The 17958-nt window shown below is 61.6% G+C and carries 14 protein-coding genes; 8 read left to right on the top strand and 6 right to left on the bottom strand.

Annotated features, from left to right (window positions below; all coding sequences use genetic code 11):
* Positions 1-133: 133 nt before the first annotated feature.
* From ACIOMR_RS19395 to ACIOMR_RS19365, 7 genes are all read left to right on the top strand, one after another.
* Entirely contained in the window at positions 134-2368 is a 2235-nt protein-coding gene (locus tag ACIOMR_RS19395) for a TonB-dependent siderophore receptor (RefSeq protein WP_177009201.1), read from the top strand.
* A 194-nt stretch (positions 2369-2562) separates the two neighbouring features.
* Positions 2563-3444 carry a LysR family transcriptional regulator gene (locus ACIOMR_RS19390; protein ID WP_003208237.1) on the top strand — a complete coding sequence of 294 codons (882 nt, stop codon included), beginning with the start codon at positions 2563-2565 and terminating at the stop codon, positions 3442-3444.
* A 120-nt stretch (positions 3445-3564) separates the two neighbouring features.
* Positions 3565-4671 (top strand): tartrate dehydrogenase, encoded by a 1107-nt coding sequence (locus ACIOMR_RS19385; RefSeq protein WP_401195847.1) that lies wholly within the window; start codon positions 3565-3567, stop codon positions 4669-4671.
* Between the two features lie 2 nt (positions 4672-4673).
* Complete coding sequence (locus tag ACIOMR_RS19380; RefSeq protein ID WP_102605360.1) at positions 4674-6122, top strand: aldehyde dehydrogenase family protein; 1449 nt, start codon at positions 4674-4676, stop codon at positions 6120-6122.
* Between the two features lie 32 nt (positions 6123-6154).
* Positions 6155-6913 (top strand): SDR family oxidoreductase, encoded by a 759-nt coding sequence (locus tag ACIOMR_RS19375; RefSeq protein WP_401195844.1) that lies wholly within the window; start codon positions 6155-6157, stop codon positions 6911-6913.
* Between the two features lie 27 nt (positions 6914-6940).
* Positions 6941-7912 carry a cyclase family protein gene (locus tag ACIOMR_RS19370; RefSeq protein WP_087695324.1) on the top strand — a complete coding sequence of 324 codons (972 nt, stop codon included), beginning with the start codon at positions 6941-6943 and terminating at the stop codon, positions 7910-7912.
* An 80-nt stretch (positions 7913-7992) separates the two neighbouring features.
* Positions 7993-8580: a hypothetical protein gene (locus tag ACIOMR_RS19365; protein WP_102369595.1), complete on the top strand. Its 588-nt coding sequence runs from the start codon at positions 7993-7995 to the stop codon at positions 8578-8580.
* Positions 8581-8601: 21 nt separating this feature from the next.
* Here ACIOMR_RS19365 and ACIOMR_RS19360 read toward each other — a convergent pair whose 3' ends face one another.
* The 6 genes from ACIOMR_RS19360 to ACIOMR_RS19335 all read right to left on the bottom strand — a co-directional run bounded on the left by ACIOMR_RS19360 (position 8602) and on the right by ACIOMR_RS19335 (position 16796).
* Complete coding sequence (locus tag ACIOMR_RS19360; protein ID WP_134327048.1) at positions 8602-9069, bottom strand: SRPBCC family protein; 468 nt, start codon at positions 9067-9069, stop codon at positions 8602-8604.
* Between the two features lie 78 nt (positions 9070-9147).
* Positions 9148-11637, bottom strand: coding sequence for a TonB-dependent siderophore receptor (locus ACIOMR_RS19355; protein ID WP_401195840.1), 2490 nt, complete (start codon positions 11635-11637; stop codon positions 9148-9150).
* Positions 11638-11737: 100 nt separating this feature from the next.
* Entirely contained in the window at positions 11738-12688 is a 951-nt protein-coding gene (locus ACIOMR_RS19350) for a FecR domain-containing protein (protein WP_401195837.1), read from the bottom strand.
* Entirely contained in the window at positions 12685-13209 is a 525-nt protein-coding gene (locus ACIOMR_RS19345) for a sigma-70 family RNA polymerase sigma factor (RefSeq protein ID WP_008434587.1), read from the bottom strand. Before ACIOMR_RS19345 ends, ACIOMR_RS19350 begins: the two co-directional genes overlap by 4 nt.
* An 83-nt stretch (positions 13210-13292) precedes the next feature.
* Entirely contained in the window at positions 13293-15185 is a 1893-nt protein-coding gene (mrdA, locus tag ACIOMR_RS19340) for a penicillin-binding protein 2 (RefSeq protein ID WP_003208249.1), read from the bottom strand.
* Between the two features lie 195 nt (positions 15186-15380).
* Positions 15381-16796 (bottom strand): aldehyde dehydrogenase family protein, encoded by a 1416-nt coding sequence (locus ACIOMR_RS19335; protein ID WP_401195833.1) that lies wholly within the window; start codon positions 16794-16796, stop codon positions 15381-15383.
* 101 nt (positions 16797-16897) lie between these two features.
* On the opposite strand from ACIOMR_RS19335, the gene ACIOMR_RS19330 reads away from it, so the two are divergent.
* Positions 16898-17788: a LysR substrate-binding domain-containing protein gene (locus ACIOMR_RS19330; RefSeq protein WP_401195830.1), complete on the top strand. Its 891-nt coding sequence runs from the start codon at positions 16898-16900 to the stop codon at positions 17786-17788.
* Positions 17789-17958 lie beyond the last annotated feature (170 nt).

Here is a 17958-nt window from a genome sequence, read left to right as displayed (position 1 = left end):
GTAATCTCACAAACTTGTTGCAGAACATTAATGACAATTACTATCATTCGCACCGGAGTCGTATCCGCGCAGCGAGGACGCGCAACGTTGTTGCCCTTTTCCTCACATTGACGGTTCGCCGTCAGGATCGACCATGCCCACTTCCACCCGTTTGGCTGTGCCGTTTCGCCCTACCCTGCTCGCCCTTTGCTGCTCCCTGAGCCTCGCCGCTCACGCCGCCACTCCAGAAACCCCGCAGGATGCGAACAACAGTCAGGACGGCAAGGCTCTGGAACTGGGTGCTACCACCATCAGCGCCGACGCGGCCACGCCCAACGCCCTGCCCCCGGTGTACGCCGGCGGCCAGGTCGCCCGCGGCGGGCAACTGGGGGTGCTGGGCAACCAGGACATCATGGACGTGCCCTTCAGCATGTCTTCCTACACCGAAAAATTGATCCGTGACCAGCAGGCCGAGAACGTCGGCGATGTGCTGCTCAACGATTCGTCCGTGCGCCAGGCGTCGGGGTACGCGAACCAGGCCCAGGCCTTTGTGATCCGTGGCCTGCCGCTGAACGGCGATGACATTTCGTTCAACGGTCTGTACGGCATCCTGCCGCGCCAGATCATGTCCACCGACGCCCTGGAGCGGGTTGAAGTGTTCAAGGGCCCCAACGCCTTTATCAACGGCGTGACGCCCGGCGGTTCCGGGATTGGCGGCGGCGTGAACCTGCAACCCAAGCGCGCCGATGATGTGCCGTTGCGGCGTTTCAGCACCGACATCAGCAGCGATGGCCGGGTCGGCGAGCACCTGGATATCGGGCAACGTTTTGGCGAGGACAATCGTTTTGGCGCACGGGTGAATATTTCCCAGCGCGAAGGCGACACCGGGATCGATGACGAGAGCCAGCGTTCGAAGCTGTTTGCAGTTGGCCTGGACTATCGCGGTGATGCGCTGCGTTTGTCGGGAGACTTTGTCTACTCGAAACAGCAGATCAATGGCGGGCGCAACACCGTGTTGCTCGGCCAGAACCTGACCCATATCCCCAACGCGCCTTCGGCCGACACCAACTACGCGCCGAGCTGGGGCACCAGCAGCCTGGAAGACACTTTCGGCATGTTGCGCGCCGAGTACGACCTGAATGACAACTGGACCGCCTACATCGCAGGCGGCGCCAAGCACACCAACGAGATTGGCCGTTACTCCTCGGTCACGTTGAATGACACCCTGGGCAATGCCACCGTCAGCGGCTCGCGCATCGCCCACCAGGAAGACAACACCAGCCTGATGGCGGGCTTGAATGGCAAGTTCCAGACCGGCGCTGTCAGCCACAAACTGAACTTCGGGTTGACCGGAATCTGGGCCCAGACGCGCAACGCCTATGACTTCGACCTCAACGGCCACGCCAGCAATATCTATAACCCGGTGGACGTTGCCGAACCGGTCAAGGGCAGTTTCGTCGGCGGCGACCTGAACGATCCGGGCATCACCGCCAAGACCTTCGCCCGCAGTGCAGCGGTGTCGGACACCCTGGGCTTTATGGATGATCGCTTGCTGGTGACCGCCGGGTTGCGCCGCCAGGAACTGGTGGTCCAAGGGTATGCCTACGGGTCGGGCCCACGTAACGCCGATTACGACAAGTCGATCACCACACCGGTGTACGGCCTGGTGTTCAAGCCGTGGGACCACGTGTCGTTCTATGCCAACCATATCGAAGGCTTGGCCCAGGGCCCGACCGCACCTCAGAACGCCGGCACCGCGCCCATCACCAATGCCGGCCAGGCCTATGCCCCGGCGCGCTCGAAACAGACCGAAGCCGGGGTCAAGCTCGACATGGGTACCTATGGCGCAACCCTGGGTGTGTATCGCATCGAGCAACCAACCGACGGTTACTCACAACTCAGCGCCGACGGCTTGAGCGCCACCTATGTTCGCCAGGGCGAGCAAGTCAACAAAGGCGTTGAGCTCAACGTGTTCGGTGAACCGATCGCCGGCCTGCGCCTGCTGGGCGGCGCAACCATCATCCACACCGAAGTCCACGGCACCCAGAACGGCGCCAACGACGGCAACCGCGCCATCGGCGTACCGACCTTCCAACTGAATGCCGGCGTGGACTGGGATGTACCAGGCCTGCAAGGCGTGACAGTCAACGGCCGGATGCTGCGCACCGGCGGCCAATATGCCGACGCGGCCAACAACCTCAGCCTGCCCGCCTGGAACCGCTTCGACGTGGGCGCCCGCTACACCTTCAAGGTGGAACAGCGTGACGTCACCCTCGGCGCCACTGTGGAGAACGTCGCCAATACCAAGTACTGGGAATCGGCACTCGGCGGCTACCTGACCCAAGGTGACCCGCGCGTGGCCAAGCTGTCGGCCAGTATCGACTTCTAACCCTAGTCAATGTAGGAGCTGGCTTGCCTGCGATGCAGGCACCTCGGTGTGTCAGATGCACCTCGGTGATGCTATCGCAGGCAAGCCAGCTCCTACAGAAAGCAGATCTGCCTGCACCCGGGTTGTTTGCCGGACATTGGACAGCCGAACGCCAACTGCGTAGTTTCCCAACCACTGCGCACAAGGACCCCGGCATGTCCCCCGACCTCACTTCCATCGAGCTGTTCCTCAAGGCGGTCAAGCTGGGCAACCTGTCCCGGGCGGCCGAGCAATCCCATCTCTCCCTCTCTGCCGCCAGCCGACGCCTGTCGCTGCTGGAGCAGCACTTCAAGGTCGCCCTGCTGACCCGCACCTCCACCGGCGTTTCACCGACGGCAGCCGGGGAAGTATTGGCCCAGCATGCACAATCGATCCTGCGAGCCGTGGACGGCATGCACGCCGATCTCGCCGATTACGCCAAGGGCGCCACCGGCCGGGTTTGCCTGTACGCCAACAGTTCGGCGATGAGCCAGGAACTGCCGCGCCAACTGACCCAGTGGAACACCTTGCACCCGGGCATCCGCCTGGATATTCGCGAGGAGCGCAGCCGGGAGATCCTCCAGGCCGTGCGCGAGGGCGTGGCGGATGTTGGCATCGTCACCACCCGCCCCAGCGAAGAGCTGCGGTTCGAGCCCTACTGCCAGGACCGCCTGTGCCTGCTCGTGCCCAATGACCACCCACTGAAAATGCGCCATGCGCGCTTCGAGGATTTGCTCGGCTACGACTTCGTCGGCCTGGAAGACAACGCCGCCATCACCCCGTTGATTACCGAGGCCGCCGCGGCGATCGGCATGCCGTTGCGGCTGCGGGTGCAGGTGCGTAGTTTCGAAGCAGTGTGCCGCTTGATCGCCGCCGGCCAGGGTGTGGGCGTGTTGCCACAGGGTGCAGTGCAGATCTTCCGCAAGGAGATGGCCTTGCGCTTTATCGAAATCGACGACAGCTGGGCCGACCGGCAGATGTACCTGTGCATGCGCAAGGAACAGCCGTCGCTGACGAGCCTGGCACTGTTCGACTACTTGAGTGCCAACCCTGCGTAAACCTTTGGCCTTCGAATTTTGCGAAGGCCGATTCCACAATTAGCAATTCCCCTGTTGTCACAGCTGTGCCAAGAATGCCCCCGCCAGACCTTCCTATAAAAACAAGACAGGAGACACGGCGTGTCCCAATCCCACACCCGCCCCACCCACCGCATCGCCGTGATTCCCGGCGACGGCATCGGCCGCGAAGTGGTGCCCGAAGGCCTGCGGGTACTGGACGCTGTCAGCCGGCGCTTCGGTATTCACTTTCACTTCGACCACTTTGCCTGGTGCAGCGAACACTACCTGGCCCACGGCACGATGATGCCTGACGACTGGGCCGAACAGATCGGCAGCCATGACGCGATCTTCTTCGGCGCGGTGGGTGCGCCCGACATCATTGCCGACCACACTGCGGTGTGGGAGTCGCTGCTGAAGATCCGCCGCCAGTTCGATCAATACGTGAATATCCGCCCGGTGCGCCTGATGCCCGGCGTGCCCTGCCCGCTGGCCGGCCGCGTGCCGGGGGACATCGACTTTATCGTGGTGCGGGAAAATACCGAAGGCGAATACTCCAGCGTTGGCGGCCGCATGTGGGAAGGCACGGCGCGGGAAATCGCGGTGCAGGAGTCGATCTTCTCCCGCGAAGGCGTGGACCGCGTGGTGGACTACGCCTTCAAACTGGCGCAACAGCGGCCGCGGAAAAACCTGGTGGCGGCGACCAAATCCAATGGTATCTCGATCACCATGCCGTTCTGGGACGAGCGGGTCAACGAAATTGCCCGGCGCTACCCGGACGTGAAGACCGCCAATTTCCACATCGACATTCTGTGCGCGCACTTCGTGCAGCATCCCGACTGGTTCGATGTGGTGGTGGCCTCCAACCTGTTCGGCGACATCCTTTCCGACCTCGGCCCGGCGTGCACCGGCACCATCGGCATCGCGCCGTCGGCCAACCTCAATCCCGAACGGCGCTACCCGTCGCTGTTCGAGCCGGTGCACGGTTCCGCGCCGGATATTGCCGGGCTCGGTGTCGCCAATCCCATCGGTCAGATCTGGTCGGCCGCGCTGATGATCGAGCACCTGGGCGACGGTGATCCGCTTTACCAGGAAGCGGCGGCAGCCATCGTGTCCGCCATCGAAACGGTGCTTGCCGAAGGCCCGCGCACCCGGGAAATGGGCGGCAGCGCCAGCACTGTCGAAGTGGGTCGCGCCATCGCCGAATGCGTCGCAGAGAACAGGAGCTGAACATGACCAACGCACATTACATCGCCAACCAATGGCTGGCGTCGACCTCGCTGGAAGACATTCCGGTGATCGACCCCAGCACCGGCGAAACCTATTCGAGCATCGCCCGTGGCACGGCCGCCGATATCGAGGCGGCGATCAGCGCGGCGCGCCTGGCACTCGGCGAAACCTTCGACGGCCCGTGGGGCCGGTTGTCTGCCGTGGAGCGCAGCCGTTTGCTGGCCAAGCTCGGCGTGGCGGTGCTGGAACATCATGAAGAGCTGGCGCAGATCGAGGCGCGGGACACCGGCAAGGCGCTGAAAGTCGCCCGCGCCGATGCCACCGCCCTTGCCCGCTATTTCGAATACTACGCGGGTGCCGCCGACAAACTGCACGGCGAAACCCTACCGTACCAGGCCGGCTACACGGTGTTGACGGTGCGCGAACCCCACGGGGTGACCGGGCATATCATCCCGTGGAATTACCCGATGCAGATTTTCGGGCGCAGCGTCGGCGCCTCGTTGGCGGCGGGCAATGCGTGCGTGGTCAAGCCGGCGGAAGATGCCAGCCTGTCGTTGCTGCGCCTGGCGGAAATCGCTGCCGAGGTTGGTTTTCCAGCCGGCGCGATCAACGTAGTCACCGGTTACGGCTACGAAGCCGGCGCGGCGTTGTGTGCACACCCGGGCATCGATCACATTTCGTTCACCGGCTCCACCGCCACCGGTACTGCCGTGTCGAAAGCCGCTGCCGAACGCCACTGCCCGGTCACCCTGGAGTTGGGCGGCAAGTCGCCGCAACTGGTGTTCGCCGATGCCGACCTGGATGAAGCGTTGCCGGTGCTGGTCAACGCCATCATTCAGAACTGCGGGCAAACCTGCTCCGCCGGCAGCCGTTTGCTGGTGGAACGCAGCATTTACGAAACCCTGCTCGCACGCCTCAGCCAACGTTTCAGCGAACTGCGCGCCGGGCCTTCGGCGCTGGACCTGGACATGGGCCCGCTGATCAATCAGAAGCAGCTGCGCCTGGTGCGCGAGTTTATTCGTCAAGCCGAACAGGAAGGGATCACCGTCGCCGCGCGCGGAACGGTGGTGGCCGAGGCCGGCAGCGGCGGGTATTTCCAGGAGGCGGTGCTGTTTCGCGATGTGCCGCCTGACAGTCGCCTGGCGCAACAGGAAGTGTTCGGCCCGGTGCTGGCCGTGATGCCCTTCGACGATGAAGCCGAAGCGATTCGCCTGGCCAACGGCACCGAGTTCGGCCTGGTGGCCGGCGTGTGGACCCGCGATGGCGCGCGGCAAATGCGCCTGGCGCGCACCCTGCGTTGTGGCCAGGTGTTCATCAATAACTATGGCGCCGGTGGCGGCGTTGAATTGCCATTCGGCGGCGTGAAGGCCAGCGGGTATGGACGGGAAAAAGGCTTCGAGGCGCTGCTGGGCTTTACCACCTTGAAGACCATTGCGATCAAACACGGTTGATTCCTCACAACAACAAGAACGGAGAACACACCATGCGTTTAGCCAATAAAGTCGCGGTCGTCACCGGCGCCGGTTCGGGGTTTGGCGAGGGCATCGCCAAGACTTTCGCGCGCCAGGGCGCCAAGGTCATCGTCGCCGACATGAACGCCGTCGGCGGTCAGCGGGTGGTCAATGAAATCGCCGAAAGCGGCGGCCATGCGCATTTCATCGAGGTCAACGTGGCCAACGATGAAAGCATGGGCGCCCTGCTGCGTGGCACTTTGGAGCAGTTCGGCGGCCTCGATATCGTCATCAACAACGCCGGTACCACCCACCGCAACCGGCCGATGCTGGAAGTCGACGAAGCCGAATTCGACCGGGTGTTTGCGGTCAACGTCAAAAGCATCTTCTTGAGCGCCAAGCATTTTGTGCCGCATTTTCGCGGCCAGGGCGGCGGCGTGTTCGTCAATATTGCCTCGACGGCGGCGATCCGCCCGCGTCCGGGACTGGTCTGGTATAACGGCAGCAAGGGCGCAGTGGTGGTCATGAGCAAGACCATGGCGGCGGAGCTGGGGCCGGACAATATCCGCGTCAACTGCGTGAACCCGGTAGTGGGTGCCACGGCGTTGCTCAGCGAATTCATGGGCGTGCCGGACACCCCGGAAAACCGCCAGAAATTCATGGCGACCATTCCCCTGGGGCGCTTTTCCACCCCGCAAGATGTGGCCAACGCCTGCCTGTACCTGGCGTCGGACGAAGCGGCGTTCATCACCGGCACTTGCCTTGAAGTCGATGGCGGGCGCTGCGTGTAACTCACTTTCACAGGGACCGGAATTGCTATGTGTGATCTTCATAATAAGAACGAGCCGAACACCCGCGAATTGCTTGAAGGCCTGCCAAAGAACTGGGGTAAATGGGGCCCGGACGACGAAGTCGGCGCCCTCAATTACCTGACTGAAGCCGAAGTACTGCGGGGCGTGGCCTCGGTGCGCCAGGGCAAGACCTTTACCCTGCAAGTGCAGATCGGCCACCCCGACGGCGACCCGATGTGGCCGGCGCGCAACCCGTCGATGCGCTTCAATACCCTCGACCACAGCCATTACCACTTCGGCAAACAGCCGCACATGACCGGTGGTGCGGCGTATTCCGACGACGTGATCTTCATGCAGCTGCAAGGCTCGACCCAGTACGACGCCCTCGGCCACGCCTGGTACGACAATCAACTGTGGAACGGCTACGACGCCCAGACCACCGTTGGCGGCATGGCCAAGGCCAGCGTGCTGGCGATTGCCGAACGCGGCGTGGTGGGCCGTGCGGTGCTGATCGACATGGCCCGCCATCGCGGCAAGAAGTGCCTGGGCCGGGGCGAAACCTTCAACCACCTGGACCTGCTCGACGCCGCCAAAGCCCAGGGCGTGACCATTGAAAAACGTGACATCCTGATCATCCGCACCGGGTCCATGGGGGCGTTTTATGAGCTGGGCAAGACCGAGTTCTTCAAGGACCTGATGGAGCCGGGGCTGACCTACAGCCGGGAGCTGGTGGAGTGGTTCCACGAGATGGAAATCCCCAACCTGGTGACCGACACCATCGCCAACGAAGTGATCACCGACCCGGTGTCCGGGGTGCAGATTCCGCTGCATTGCGCGCTGATGCGCAACCTGGGGATCGCCTTCACCGAAATCGTGTTGCTGGAGGAACTGGCCGCCGATTGTGCGGACGACGGCCAGTGGAAATTCCTCTACACCGCCGCCCCGCTGAAGATTGTCGGGGGCAGTGGCGCACCGGTGAATCCGGTGGTGATCAAGTAGCCGTTCCGTCTCAGTGGCGAATTTGCGAATCGCGAGCGCGCCACTAGACTCAAGGCTCCTCTCACATGGAAGTCCACTCAATGAATGTATTGCGCCCTCTTCGCCAGGCAATTGCCCTGGCAACCCTGCTGTCTGCTGGTGCCCTGACGGCACATGCTGCCGATATCCCGCTGTCCAAGTCGCTGGAAGCCGATGAGGTGACCACCAAGGTGCTGGAGGTGGATGCCGCCAACCATCAGGTGGTGCTCGAAGGTGCCGAAGGCCGCAAGGTGCATGTGCAGCTCAGCGACCAGGCCAAGGACCTGGGCAATCTCAAGGCAGGTGATCAGGTCAAGGTGCTGGTGACCCATTCGGTCGCCGCCGTGCTGGACACCGACATCGACAAGAGCGCACCGGACGCCACCGAGAAGACTGGCGTCTTGCGCGCCACCGCGGATAACCCGAACCCGGGCGGTGCGGCCTTCCGCCAGGTACAGGTGCAGTTGAAGATCACCCACATTGACCTGGCGAAAAACCAGGTAACCCTGGAAAACCCGGCGGGCCAGAGCAAAGTGCTGACCGTGGAGAAACCGGAAATTCGCGCCGGCCTCAAAGACCTCAAGGTCGGCCAAAGCGTGTTGGTGACCTACACCGATACCCTGGAAATCAGCACCGCCCACGAAGGCTGATGAATGCGGCGCCCCATCAGCTCACGGCTGATGGGATTTCGCCAGATAGTCTTCGATGTTGTTCATCTGATCATCCCAGCCTCGGGAGTTCTTCTTGTAGGCCTTCTGGCGGCGAACGTCCGGGATCCCGTCAAAACCTGACTCCACCACGCGCAACAAGATGCCTTCGGCATGATCCTCGAGGGTGAACTCCACCAGCGTTGGGGTTTCGGCGTCGTAATCAACTCCCTCGTCTACCGCGTAGGGATGCCAACTGAAAGAGAACCGCGTCTGTGGTTCAAGCCGCTCGATCCTTGCCTTCCACACCACGTGCTCGTAACCGGGATAGGTGATGGGGGCTTCAATGGCCCGCCCCTGGGCGAACTGTTTGCCCTTGAGGGCGATGCCAAACCAGCTGCCGAATTGCTCGGCGTCGGTCAGTGCTTCCCAGACCCGTTGGCGTGGAGCGTTGAGCAGGACTTTACGTTTGATTTCATTTGATTCGTGCATGAGACACCTCCTGTATTGACAGTAGGCGACATCGACCAATGCGCAACCCTGGGGTTGCGCATTCCCGGTTTCAGCGAGTCAGAATTGCCACTTGGCGTTGACCATCGCGTTGCGCGGTTCGCCGTAGGAGCCGGAGTTGAACGTGCCCAGGCCGTCGTAGTACTTCTGGTCGAACAGGTTGTTGACGTTCAGGCCCACCGACAGGTGTTCATCAACCTGGTAGCTGGCGAGCAGGCCGACCACACCGTACGGGTCCTGCTTGGCCTTGTAGTACGGGCCTTCGTAGTTGATTTGGGAGGACGCATAGATCTCGCTTTGCCAGGTGACGTTGGCGCCGATGGTCAGGCGGTCGAGGTTGCCGGGCAGGCGGTATGAGGTGCCGAGTTTGAACAGGTTGATCGGCTGGTTGGCCTGCACGCGTGCGCCGTCCTTGTCGTGGGATTCGCGGTAGGTGTAGCCGCCGAATACGTTCCAGCCTTCGGCCACTTCACCGGAGATTTCGGTTTCGACGCCACGAGTGCTGGTGCCGGCGATGGCCTTGTAGACGGCTGCGCCTGAAGAGTCGGTGCCGGATTGCTCGGGAGTATTCTTCTGCTCGATGTCGAACAGGGCAATGCTGGCGTTCAGCGCGCCATTGAAGAATTCGCCCTTGAGACCGATTTCGTAGTTGTCGCCCTGCTGCGGCGCCAGGGAGCCCTTTGAAGACGTCTTGTAGAAAGTCTGCGGCAGGAAGATGTTGGTGTAGCTGGCGTAGACCGAGTAGGTATCGTTGAGGTCATAGATGACGCCGGCGTAGGGCGTGACCACGCCGGTCTTCCTGGTTTTATCGATGGTTTTCGTGCCTGCTGCGTAGTCCCGGTCGGCGTTCTCCTGGTTCCACCAACTGACCCGCGTCCCCAGGATGATCGTCAGCGGATCAATCGGTTTCAAGCGCAGGGCGGCGTAGACGCCGGTCTGTTGCAAAGTGGTGACGGTGCCACCGACTTCGGTGTACGAACGGCGACTGTACTGCCGGCCATCCCAGGTGAAGATGTTGTCCACCTGACCGTAGTCGTTATCGGCCGAACCGCTGCTGTAGTCGGGGAAGTTCAGGTGCGTGCGCGAACTGCTGGCGCCCATCACCAGTTCATGCTCACGCCCGCCCAGCTGGAACGGGCCGGTGGCATACACATCGACGGTGTCCTGGGTCTGATAGCTGTCCAGGCGATAGATGAAGGCACCCGCGCCCTGCCCTGTCACGGGGTCCGGGTAGCCGCCACTGGCCGACGCGCCCTGTCCTTTGCGGTAGGAATACTGATGGCTGTAGGCAGTCTTGAGGCTCCAGTCGTCATCCAGCTTGTGATCGAGCATCGTCGTGAAGGTGTAGCTGGTGTTGTCCATGTAGCTGGAGCGCGAGGCCGGGTTGAAGGAGCGGGAGAAGTGGGTCTGGGTGCCATTGTTGTAGAACAGCGGGATATGGCCGTAGGTGCTGCCATTGGCGTCGTTGTTCTGGTAGTCGAGGCTGGTGCGCAGCGTGGTGTTTTCGTTCAGGTCGATGTCCAGGGCGCCATACATCACGCGCTTGTCCTTCTTATACCAGTCGATGAACGAATTCTGTTTTTGATAAGCCGCGACGAAACGTCCGCGCATGTTGCCGGTTTCGGTCAACGGGCCGGACACATCGACTTCGGAACGGTAACGGTCCCACGCCCCGGCTTCGCCGGAAACGTAGGCCTGGAAGTCCTTGGTCGGGCGCTTGCGCACCAGGTTGATGGTGGCCGATGGAGTGCCGGCGCCGCTCATCAGCCCGGTGGCGCCGCGCACCACTTCGACGCGGTCGTAGATCGCCATGTCGGAGATCGCGCCGGTGTATTGCTGGGACTCGTTGGCCACCTGCGACGGAATACCGTCGTACTGGAAATTCTGGATTTCAAAGCCCCGGGAATAGAACGAGTAACGCTCGCTGTCGCGGTGGTTGCTGCTGATGCCGGGGGTGAAGGCCAGCACTTCGTTGAGGGTCGACAGGTGTTGGTCGTCCATCAACTGGCGGGTGACGACGCTGACCGATTGCGGCGTTTCCCGCAGCGACAACGGTAGCTTGGTCGCGGTACTGGTGGCGCCGGTGGTGTAGGAGCCGGTGTTTTCGGTGGTCAGGCTCAGCCCTTCGGCATTGATGCTGGTGGCGCCCAGGATCAAGGCGCCGCTGGATTGCGGGATCAGGCCGTAGCTGCCATCACCATTGGCCGCCACGCTCAGGGCGCTGCCCGCCAACAAACGCGCGAAACCCTGCTCGACACTGTAGGTGCCGGTGAGGCCCTGGCTCTGCTTGCCCGCGGTCAGGCCCGAGTCAAAAGACAAGACGACGCCGGCGTCACTGGCAAAGCGGCTCAGTACCGACCCCAACGGGCCGGGCGCGATGCTGAAGGTCTTTTGCGGGCTGGCCGCCACAGCGCTGGAGCCTGGGGACAGCAACGGGCCCAGAAGGCTGTATTGCACCATCAACGACACGCCGAACAACGCCACCTGCAGGGGCTTTTTGCGAAATGATCGAAGCGGTGGATTGGCGACTGAAGTTTGCCCTGCGCGCATTACTGACTCCTGGTGACCGAAAGAAATGAAGAGGTATTGCAGGAGGAGTCGAGCGAGGCGCGGCAAATCGACAACGGCGGCGGATAAATATTTTGCGTTTTTATCCGCGGGCGACAATTTGGGTCCAGTAATCGGTGCGGGAGATGCGCCGTACCGGTAGCGCACGGGTCAGTGCGGTGAGGGTCAGGTCCAGATCATCCAGGGAATAGGCGCCGGAGACCCGCAGGTGGCCGACCTCGGCAGCACACCCCAGGTAACCTGGCCGATAGCGCTGCAACTCTTCGAGCAGGCGATCCAGCCGCCAGTTGTCCACCACCAGGCGCCCCGCCGCCCATTCGCCCTCGCCGGGCTCAATGGCGCGCAGCGTCAGCAGGCGGCTGGTATCGAAGGTCACGGCGTTGCCGGTGGTGATCACCGTCTCTGCCAGCTCATCACCCGGGCGCACGGCCACGGCGTGTTGCAGGACGCTCATGGCGGTGTAGCCGTCGAACTGGCGCACGGTGAAACGTGTGCCCAGCGCGCGCATCTCGCCGTGGGCGCTGCGTACCATGAAAGGGCGTGCATCCTTGGCGGTCTCGATCAGGATCTCACCGGCGCGCAGGATCAGCAGCCGCTGGTCCGGGCCGTAGCGCACATCTACGGCGCTGGCCGTATTGAGCGACAGCCGGGTGCCATCCTCGAGGGTGACAGTGTGACGTTCGCCGGTGGTGGTGCGCTGATCGGCCATCCATATCGGTGCCTGGCGATAGCCGGTCCAGCCCATGGCGCTCACCCCGGCACCGATCACCAGGCCCTTGAGCAAGCCGCGTCGCCCCAGGTGCCGGGAATGATCGGCGGCCTTGTCCAGCACATTGACGGCCAGGGATCCCGGCAGGCACTGGAGTTGGCCCTGGAGCATCTCCACACGCTGCCAGGCCCACTGGTTCAACGGGGATTCTTCGCGCCACGTGTTCCAGTCCTGCTGAAGCTGGCGATCACCGGGCACCTCCGCCAGGCGTGCAACCCATTGGGCTGCGGCACTCAGCGCCTGGCGTTGCGAGTCAAGGGTCATTGGTCCAGCGCTTCAAGCAGGCAATGCTCGGTGGCCTTGGCGATGTATTTGGTCACCGAGCTGACCGAGACCTGTAGCTGCTCAGCGATTTCCTTGTAAGGCATGCCCTGCAACTGCGAGAGCAGGAACGCGCGTTTCACCTTGCGCCCGAGACCGTCGAGCATCGCATCGAGGCGCTGCAGGGTTTCGATGATCAGCAGGCGCTCTTCGGGTGACAGGGCGTAGGCCAAGGGCTGTTCGGCCAAAGCCTGGAGATAAGCCTGCTCAAGGGCCTTGCGACGGTAGCTGTCAATCATCACGCGCCTGGCGATGGTCACCAGGAAGTGCCGCGGCTCCTTCAGGTCGGCGGCCAGAGGTTTGGCCCGGTCGGCCAATAGCAGGCGAATGAAGGTGTCCTGTGCCAGGTCAGCCGCCTGATGCGAACACCCCAGCCGCGCACGCAACCAACCCACCAGCCAGCGGTGATGGGCACCGTAAAGCGTGGCAACAGGCTGGTGAGCGTGGCGGATCGATTCGGGCATGATGGCGATTAGCGCTAATGAGAACGAATCGCAATTTAGACGAATGTAGGAGTAAGGGCAATCACCTGTGTGTATTTGTGGCTTTAGACGTGGGGATCACCCGGCGCCTTGGCAGGGGTCGCGTATTGCGGCTTCAAGTGGCCTTCCTGATCGAGCAGCCAGGCGTCCATGATCTGGCGCACCACCGGCCCCGCCACTCGGCCACCGGCCTCGCCGTTTTCGATCATCACCGAAATCACGATCCGCGGGTGCTCCGCCGGGGCAAAGCCGACGAACAAGGCGTTGTCGCGGTTGCGCTCCAGGGTCTTGAGACGGTTGTAACGCTCGCCCTGCTTGATCGCCACTACCTGCGCAGTACCAGACTTGCCAGCAATCCGGTACTGCGCACCGGCTGCAGCCGCCCGGGCGATACCGCGTGGATCGTGCATTACCAATTGCATGCCGTGGTTGACCTGCTCCCAGTCGCGCGGGTCTTTGAGCACCACGTTGGGCATCGGGTTTTCATCCACCGGCGGCACGCCATTGATGGTCTTGGCCAGGTGCGGTCGGTTCCACACGCCCTTGTTGGCGATCAGCGCAGTGGCCTGGGCCAGCTGCAACGGGGTGACCTGCATGTAACCCTGGCCGATGCCGAGGATCACGGTTTCACCCGGGAACCACGGCTGGCGCCGGGTAGCGCGCTTCCAGGCTTGGGACGGCATCAGGCCGGCTGACTCTTCGAACATGTCGAGGGAGACTTTCTGGCCAAGGCCGAACTCGGCCAGGTAGTCGTGCAGGCGGTCGATACCCAGCTTGTGGGCCAGGTCGTAGAAGTAGGTGTCGTTGGAGCGCATGATCGCTGCGTCCATGTCCACCCAACCATCGCCGCTGTGGTTCCAGTTGCGGTATTTGTGGTCGAAATCCGGGAGTTGGTAATAGCCCGGGTCGAACACCCGGGTCTGGGCGGTAACCACGCCGCTGTCGAGGCCAGCGATGGCGACTTCCGGCTTGATCGTCGAACCCGGCGCGTAGAGCCCGCGCAGCACGCGGTTGAACAGCGGACGGTCGAGGGAGTCGTGCAGCGCGGCGTATTCCTTGAAGCTGATGCCGGTGACAAACAGGTTCGGGTCGAAGCTTGGCTTGCTGACCATCGCCAGCACTTCGCCGGTTGCCGGGTCGAGAGCAACCACCGAACCACGGCGGTCGCCGAGGGCTTCTTCGGCGGCTTCCTGGAGTTTGACGTCCAGGCTCAGCACGATGTTTTTGCCGGGGATCGGGTCGGTGTGCTTGAGCACCCGCAGGACGCGGCCCTGGGCGTTGGTTTCAACTTCTTCATAGCCGACATGGCCATGCAACTCGGACTCGTAGAAACGCTCGATCCCGGTTTTACCAATGGACTGCGTGCCCCGGTACTCCACTGAGTCGAGGGCTTTGGATTCTTTTTCGTTGATCCGGCCTACGTAGCCAATGGAGTGGGCAAAGTGCGCACCCAGCGGATAATGGCGGACGAATTGCGGCTCGACATCCACGCCTGGCAGGCGGAATTCGTTGACGGCCAGCACGGCGATCTGCTCTTCGGTCAGCTCGTAGAACAGGGTGACGGGCACGAAGGGATGACGGGCTTGCTTGAGCGCCTTATCAAATACGCCGCGATCCTCGGCGGGCAAATGCAGGAGGCTGACGATAGCGTCCAGCTCTCCTTTGAGATCGGTGGTGCGCTCGCGGGTGATGGTCAGGTTGTAGCTGGGACGGTTGTCGGCAAGTACTACGCCGTTGCGGTCATAGATCAGGCCGCGGGTCGGTGTGATCGGCAGGACGTGGACGCGATTGTTTTCGGAAATGGTGGAGTGGTAGTCGTACTGCACCACCTGCAGGAAGTACATCCGACCTACCAGGGCGCAGGTAATGCCGATTACCAGCAGCGCGCAGGCCAGCAGCCGCTTGTTGACCAGGCGGTTTTCTTTTTCGTGATCCTTGATCGGTATTGGTTCAGGCATTTCTACAGCATCTCGTTGAATAAGGTCGACGCCGCTTCCTGCGGAGGAAAAATCAGTCCTTGTGAAAATGTGCTGCACCATACCAAAAATGCAGAAACACTTTGCATCGATTTCCCTGAACGGTGTGCTAATGGAGCCTGTTCATGCACTTTGGTTTGAGCCGTTGACCTTATTCATGCGTTTTTATGCTGACGATCAGCTCAGGATCGACTTGGGCTCCAGGAAGGCTTCGAGGCCGAATGTGCCGTACTCGCGGCCGATACCCGATTGCTTGAAGCCACCAAACGGCGCAAGAGGTTCATGGGCCAGGGTATTGATCAGCACTCGGCCAGCGTCTATACGGCTGGCCAGCCTGCGGGCGCGTTCGGGATTTGAAGACAGGATGTATGCCTGGAGGCCGTAGGGTGTGTCGTTGGCGATGGTCAGGGCCTCTTCCTCGGTTGCGTAGGTAATGATCGAGAGCACTGGGCCGAAAATCTCCTCGCGGGCGATGGCCATTTGGTTGGTCACCCGGCTGAATACGGTTGGTTTTACGAACCACCCGGCTTTGATGCCCTCAGGCAAACCGCGACCTCCTGCCAATAGGTGGGCGCCCTCCTCGATCCCGATCTGAATGTAGCGCTGTACGCGCTCCCACTGTTTTTGGCTAACCATGGGGCCGACCGCAGTGGCTGGGTCACGAGGGTCGCCGGCTTGCACGTTGCCCACCTCGTCGATCATCAGCGCTTCGATTTCTTCCAAACGACTTTCGGGTACCAGGATTCGAGTGCCGGCGATACAGGCCTGGCCGCTGTTCATGAAACCGGCCTGAAGGGCCATGGGCACGGCCGTCTTGAGGTCCGCATCATCGAGAATCAGCACCGGTGATTTGCCGCCCAGCTCTAGGGTCACGCGCTTCAGGGTCTCGGCGCCGGTCCGCAGGATTGTTTTGCCGACAGCGGTTGAACCCGTGAAGGACACTTTTGCGATGTCGGGATGGGCGCTCAACACGGCGCCTACGGTTTCGCCACGGCCAGTGACGATGTTGAATACACCGGGAGGCAAGCCTGCGTCATGCAGGGCGCGGGTGATTAGCGAGGTCTGGATTGCGCTCATTTCACTGGGTTTGATCACGGCGGTACAGCCGGCGGCCAACGCCGCAGCGAGCTTGCCGCAGATAAAACCGGCGTTGCTGTTCCAGGGTGTGATCAAGCCGGCCACACCCAGCGGCTGCATGACCACCTCGGCGATGCCAATGCGTCGGGAGAAGTTGTAGCTCTCCAGTACTGAAGCGGCATCTTGCAGGACGCTGGCTGCATGCTTGGCCATCCACCGCGCACGGGATATTGGGGCGCCGTACTCCTCGATAATCGCGTCGGTAAGTGCGTCCTCAATGGATTCAACTGCGGCGTGAAGGCGTTTGAGATAGTCGATGCGCACATCTTTAGAGCTGTGGGAGAACGCGGTAAAAGCTCGCTTGGCGGCAGCGATGGCATCCAGGGCGTCTTGTTCATTTGCCAATCGAACCTGGCCGATACGCTGACCTGTTGCAGGGTTGAACAGGTCAAAAAGCTCTTCGCCATGGGGCGTCACAAAGTCGCCGTTGATGTAAATCTGGTTGATGTATTGCATAGGTCCTCCGGGACGCTGAGCTAGTGCGTCCTACGGTAAGTCACTATGATTAAGCTGATAATCCGTACAAATCGGCATGAGTTGATGAGCGATTCAGGACAATGAATACATCCGGGCTGAATGAGTTGGAAGCGGTGCTGGCAGTGGCTCGGCATCGCAGTTTTCGTGCAGCGGCGACCGAGTTGAATGTGTCGACATCGGCGTTGAGCCACTCTATCGCGGGGCTTGAAGCGCGGATGGGGGTGAGGCTGTTCAATCGCACCACGCGCAGCGTGTCGTTATCTGAAGTGGGCGCGGAGTTTGTCGAAACCATTACCCCTGCACTGTTGAGCATTCGCACGGCCTTGGAACAGGCAGGAAATCGCAGCGCGGAACCCAGCGGTACCTTGCGCCTGAATACCTCGGCGGGGGCGGCAAAGCAGGTGATGCCGTTGCTGCTGGAGTATCTGCGACGTTATCCACGGATGAAATTGGATATCGTCACTGAGGGGCGGCTGGTGGATATCGTCGCGCAGGGGTTTGATGCGGGGATTCGGCTCGGGGATACGGTTCCTCAAGACATGATCGCAGTCGATATCAGTCCGGCCCAGCGTTTTTCCGTATTAGGCAGCCCGGACTATTTTGCTCTCAACCCAGTTCCCGTCAGTCCCATAGATCTGCGGGCCCATCAGTGTATTCGCAGCCGGATGCCCAGCGGTGCGATCTATCACTGGGAGTTTGAGCGACATGGCGAAGCGCTTGCTGTAGAGGTGCAAGGGGTTTTGACCCTGGATAATCCGACTCTGATGCTTGAGGCTGCCAGGGCGGGACTAGGCTTGACCTATCTTACGGAATGGAATGCCGCTGCCGATTTAGCGAACGGGACGTTAGTGCGCGTACTGGAAGAATGGACGCCGTCTTTTGACTGCTTGCGCCTCTATTACCCAGGTAGGCGCCATGTGCCGGCCGGGTTAAGGGCACTGATTGAGTTGATCAGGGAGCAAGGCTTTTAACCAGGCTGGATCTTTTTTACGGCCAACAGCTCTCTCCCCGTTTTCCGACCGCCCAAAACAAAACCCCTGACTGCGTAAGCAATCAGGGGTTCTGGAATTTAATCTTGACGATGACCTACTCTCACATGGGGAAACCCCACACTACCATCGGCGATGCATCGTTTCACTGC

It is taken from the genome of Pseudomonas sp. NPDC087814 (assembly GCF_044742865.1).
Lineage (GTDB): Bacteria > Pseudomonadota > Gammaproteobacteria > Pseudomonadales > Pseudomonadaceae > Aquipseudomonas.
The sequence above is the reverse complement of the archived record's forward strand: the minus strand, read 5'-3'. Positions and strand labels throughout refer to the sequence as shown.